Source organism: Arachidicoccus sp. (assembly GCF_050436765.1).
Taxonomy (GTDB): Bacteria; Bacteroidota; Bacteroidia; order Chitinophagales; family Chitinophagaceae; genus Arachidicoccus.
In genome coordinates this window covers 10,996-15,092 of the sequence record NZ_JBNQGD010000190.1, presented here as the reverse complement: position 1 = coordinate 15,092, position 4,097 = coordinate 10,996, and the positions used below count along the sequence as shown (strand labels likewise).

Genomic DNA, 4,097 nt, shown 5'->3' with positions numbered 1-4,097 from the left:
GGCAAATACGAAGGTGTTTATACTGATGAAATGTTGTGCAAGCAATGGGGCATCACTAAAGAGGAATGGAAATACATTGATTCAAAAATCAAGAACATTGGTGTTAACGAAAATGAAGTTACGGACAATGATTAAAAAAGAATTCTTCCCCAAAAGACCCGATTCTAACCCAACAATTTATGTTTATGAATTGATTGGAGTAGCCACCCATATAGGCTTATTAAAGGTAGGTTATACCACCCGTTTATCGGAAAAGCGAATTGACGAGCAAACCAAAACAGCAGGTATAAAATATAAAATTGTATTTGAAGAATCGGCAATGCGAAACGATGGCTCAGCATTTACCGATATTGACATTCATCGTTATTTGCGGAAAAAGAAATTAAAAAATCCATCGGGCGAATGGTTTAAATGCTCCCTCAACGATATTAAAGCGGCTTTAATTGAAATAAAAAGCGGTATAAGAAACGAAGACAACCGTACACTTGATTTTGCAATGCGACCAGAACAAGTGGAAGCCGTTGATAAAACAATTCAATATTTTAAAAGTTTCAAAAAAGAAAACAAAAACAAAACACCTCACTTCCTTTGGAATGCAAAAATGCGATTCGGAAAAACCTTTGCTACCTATCAATTGGCAAAGAAAATGGGTTGGACAAAAATATTAGTGTTGACTTTTAAACCTGCTGTTCAAAATGCTTGGGACGAAGATTTGCAAACGCATATTAACTTTAAGGGTTGGCAATTTATTTCAAGAAGCGGATTGCATTTTGAAGATGTTGACAAAAAGAAACCTTTTGTTTGTTTCGGTTCGTTTCAAGATTACTTGGGTAAAAATGAAGCAGGCGGCATAAAATCAAAAAACGAATGGGTACACGCCACCAATTGGGATTGCGTAATATTTGATGAATATCATTATGGTGCTTGGCGCGAAAATGCCAAAGATCTTTTTGAAGCAGAAAGTAAAAAAGAATTAGAATTTGGAGAAGGGCAAGGAATGGATTATTTCGAGGAAGGAAATATGCCCATCACTACCAACGCTTATTTGTACTTATCCGGCACGCCTTTTAGAGCTATTGCATCAGGTGAATTTATTGAAGAACAAATTTTTAACTGGACATATTCAGACGAACAAAAAGCAAAAGAGAATTGGAAAGGCGAACCCAATCCTTATGCTTCATTGCCAAGAATGGTAATGCTTACTTATCAATTGCCTGATTCAATTAGAGAAATTGCAATGAAAGGGGAGTTTAATGAGTTTGATTTAAACGTTTTTTTTACTGCTGATGGTAAAGGAAAGAAAGCGAAATTCAAATACGAAAGTGAAGTTCAAAAATGGTTAGACTTAATTCGTGGTTCTTTTTCTGAAACCACCATCGACAATTTAAAACTTGGAGCGAAAAAGCCACCATTACCGTTTTCACACGCCCCATTATTGAATGTATTAAATCATACGTTTTGGTTTTTACCAACAGTAGCCGCTTGCAATGCAATGGCAAATTTAATAGCACAAAGACAAAATAAATTCTATCACGATTACACCGTAATTGTTGCTGCAGGTGCAAGTGCAGGTATTGGTATAGAGGCTTTGCCTCCCGTTCTTGATGCAATGGACAATCCTTTAAAATCAAAAACCATTACACTTTCTTGCGGTAAATTAACAACAGGCGTTTCGGTAAAACCGTGGACAGGAATTTTTATGTTGCGCAATTCTTCAAGTCCTGAAACTTATTTTCAAGCAGCCTTCCGAGTGCAAACACCTTGGACAATTAAAAATTCAGATAGCAAATCGCCGAACAAAGAAGAAATCATAAAACAGGAATGTTATGTTTTTGATTTTGCTCCAGACAGAGCTTTACGACAAATTGCTGATTACAGTTGCCGATTAAATGTAAACGAATCAAATCCCGAAAAGAAAGTTGAAGAATTTATTCACTTTTTGCCTGTGTTGGCTTATGACGGCAGTTCAATGAAACAAGTTGATGCCGCAGGAATCTTAGATATGGCAATGAGCGGAACTACAGCAACACTTTTAGCGAGACGTTGGGAAAGTGCATTGCTTGTAAATGTTGACAATAATACTTTGCAACGCTTGATGAACAATGCTGATGCAATGAAAGCATTAATGAGTATTGAGGGTTTCCGAAATTTGAATCAAGACATTGAAACAATTATCAACAAATCAGCATCCGTTAAAAAAACAAAGAGTGATGCAAATGAAAGAGAACTTTCAAAAAAAGAAAAGAAGGAATTATCGGACGAAGAAAAGGAATATAAAAATCTAAGAAAACAAATACAAGAAAAGTTAATCAAGTTTGCTACGCGTGTGCCTGTATTTATGTACCTCACAGACTACCGAGAAAGAAGTTTAAAAGATGTGATTACACAACTTGAACCCGGACTTTTCAAAAAAGTGACAGGATTGGATGTAAAAGACTTTGAATTATTGGTAAGCCTTGGTGTGTTCAATTCCGCTTTAATGAATGATGCGGTGTATAAATTTAAACGTTACGAAGATGCTAGTTTGGAGTATATAGGAATCAATAGACACAAAGGCGAAGATGTTGGTTTGTATGACACCGTTTTAAGTCGCGAAGATTATACAAGTTTTGTAAATGAAAGCGAATAAAAAAGAACAGCATTGAAAAAAGGAATTGAAAAATATTTCCGACAGAAATATAAAAGACAAAATCGATCAACGCATTTTAATTAGACCAATTATGTACAGTTTATATATAGACGAAAGTTGCCACTTAGAACATGACCGAATGCCTGTAATGTGCATTGGCTACACCAAGATAAATACCGGGCAGTATGCCGAGATAAAGCAACACATAAAAGAATTAAAACTTCAACACAAAAGCCCTACTGAAGTTAAGTGGAACAACGTTTCTGCTTCACGCCTTCCTTTGTACAAAGCATTAGTGGACTATTTTTTTGCGACCAATATAGATTTTCGTTGCATACTCGTAAAATATAAAGACAAACTGAATCACGAGCAATTCAATCAGGGCGATCACAATAATTTTTATTACAAGCTCATTTATTTCTTACTTAAATCAGCCACTAATCCGCCTGCTAATCAATACAATGTTTATTTAGACATCAAGGACACAAGAGGAAAAGAACGGTTGAATAAAATAGAAGAAGTGCTCCAACATAAATACAATGGCAAATCGCCTTTCGTATTTTTTCAGCACATTCATTCACACGAAAATGTATTGCTACAGCTTACTGACCTTTTCATCGGTGCAATTACATTCAAGGCAAGAGGTTTGCAAGAATTTGAAAATGCTAGCAAAGCCAAAGTAGAGTTATTGAGGCACATTGAAGAAAAATCAGGCTATTCCTTAGAAGAGGGTACAGAGCCTTGGGAGACCAAGTTCAATATTTTTGACCACCAACCAAAACAAGCTTTGTAATGTTTTTAGACGATTTAGAGATATTATTTGACGAAAGCGAATTGGATGTTGATGCCCCGACTAACGAGCAGTTATACGCTATGTACGGCATTTTTCTAAATCATTTTCATAAAACGCCTTTAATACACAAAGGAAGGAAAGTGGTGTTCAATAAGAATTCTTCACGCCACCCCCTATTTAAAGGTAAGTTTGAAGGCTTTGTTCACGTTATTACGAGAAAAAGTCAATACACCGACCGCAGAGAGTTCGACCGAGAAAGAGCAAATCGAATACATTGGATAAAACCAATTTTGGATAATTGGCAAGACCCTTTAGTCTCCTATTTTGAACGTTCAAATGACGATGGAAAGTTGCAGTATTTTTATTGGATGCAATCACTCAGCTTCATTGTTATTTTACGGGAGTTTGCACCTGATTTGTTATTGGTAACGGCCTACTGTATTGATGGTTTCAACATAGCTCAATTCCGCAAATATTTGAATGAGTATCGGAGTAAAAAATAAGGCAAAAAAAACCCCACTTCGTAAGTGAGGAACGCAACTTTAGGCATTGCGGTTGAATGGACTGAGCCACCTGCCAGTGCCTTTACTCTTTGAGTAATGCACAGCAAATATAACATACATTGTACCACAAAAGCAAGGTTTTTTCGTTAAAATTGATATATAGCTGATAATC

Annotated in this window: 3 protein-coding genes; all 3 read left to right on the top strand. The window is 36.0% G+C overall.

Annotation, left to right across the window (positions count from 1 at the left end):
• Positions 1 to 127: 127 nt before the first annotated feature.
• On the top strand, positions 128 to 2,629 hold the full coding sequence (locus ACQR30_RS08330; protein WP_429733958.1) for a GIY-YIG nuclease family protein: 2,502 nt from the start codon (positions 128 to 130) through the stop codon (positions 2,627 to 2,629).
• Positions 2,630 to 2,720: 91 nt separating this feature from the next.
• A complete protein-coding gene (locus tag ACQR30_RS08325) occupies positions 2,721 to 3,422 on the top strand; it encodes a DUF3800 domain-containing protein (RefSeq protein WP_429733956.1) in 702 nt (233 codons plus the stop codon).
• Positions 3,422 to 3,925 (top strand): hypothetical protein, encoded by a 504-nt coding sequence (locus ACQR30_RS08320; RefSeq protein ID WP_429733954.1) that lies wholly within the window; start codon positions 3,422 to 3,424, stop codon positions 3,923 to 3,925. Before ACQR30_RS08325 ends, ACQR30_RS08320 begins: the two co-directional genes overlap by 1 nt.
• Positions 3,926 to 4,097: the final 172 nt, after the last annotated feature.

Coding starts and splice junctions, on each gene's coding strand:
- ACQR30_RS08330 (WP_429733958.1), top strand. CDS start 128: ATGATTAAAAAAGAATTCTTCCCCAAAAGACCCGATTCTAACCCAACA.
- ACQR30_RS08325 (WP_429733956.1), top strand. CDS start 2,721: ATGTACAGTTTATATATAGACGAAAGTTGCCACTTAGAACATGACCGA.
- ACQR30_RS08320 (WP_429733954.1), top strand. CDS start 3,422: ATGTTTTTAGACGATTTAGAGATATTATTTGACGAAAGCGAATTGGAT.